General features: G+C 64.0%; 1 protein-coding gene. It reads left to right on the top strand.

Annotated elements, in window-relative coordinates:
* Nucleotides 1-1,038: elongation factor Tu (gene tuf / locus AC0IZJ_RS28330; protein ID WP_471855592.1), on the top strand; the 1,038-nt coding region annotated here is incomplete at its 5' end.

Below are 1,038 nucleotides of genomic sequence, written 5' to 3' on the forward strand. Positions count from 1 at the left end.
GCAGCGCCCGAAGAAAAGGCCCGCGGCATCACGATCAACACCGCCCACGTCGAGTACGAGACGGCCAACCGCCACTACGCGCACGTTGACTGCCCCGGCCACGCCGACTACGTCAAGAACATGATCACCGGTGCCGCCCAGATGGACGGCGCCATCCTGGTGTGCTCGGCCGCTGACGGCCCGATGCCCCAGACCCGCGAGCACATCCTGCTGGCTCGCCAGGTCGGTGTGAAATTCATCATCGTCTTCCTGAACAAGTGCGACATGGTCGACGATGCCGAGCTGCTCGAGCTGGTCGAAATGGAAGTGCGCGAGCTCCTGTCCAAGTACGACTTCCCCGGTGATGACACCCCCATCATCAAGGGTTCGGCCAAGCTGGCCCTGGAAGGCGACACCGGCGACCTGGGCGAGCAAGCCATCATGCGTCTGGCCGACGCCCTGGACAACTACATCCCCCAGCCGGACCGTGCCATCGACGGCGCCTTCCTGCTGCCGGTTGAAGACGTCTTCTCGATCTCCGGCCGCGGCACCGTCGTGACCGGTCGCGTCGAGCGCGGCATCATCAAGGTCGGCGAAGAAATCGAAATCGTCGGCATCCGCGACGTGCAGAAGACCACCGTCACCGGCGTCGAAATGTTCCGCAAGCTGCTCGACCAAGGTCAAGCAGGCGACAACGTCGGCATCCTGCTGCGCGGCACCAAGCGTGAAGACGTCGAGCGCGGCCAGGTGCTGGCCAAGCCCGGCTCGATCAAGCCCCACACCCACTTCACCGCTGAGATCTACGTCCTCAGCAAGGAAGAGGGCGGCCGCCACACCCCGTTCTTCAACAACTACCGTCCCCAGTTCTACTTCCGCACGACGGACGTGACCGGTGCCGTGGAGCTGCCGAAGGACAAGGAAATGGTCATGCCTGGCGACAACGTCGGCATCACCGTGAAGCTGATCGCACCGATCGCCATGGAAACCGGCCTGCGCTTCGCCATCCGTGAAGGCGGTCGTACCGTCGGCTCGGGCGTCGTTGCAACGATCCTCGCGTAA

It is taken from the genome of Roseateles sp. AC306, assembly GCF_979253795.1.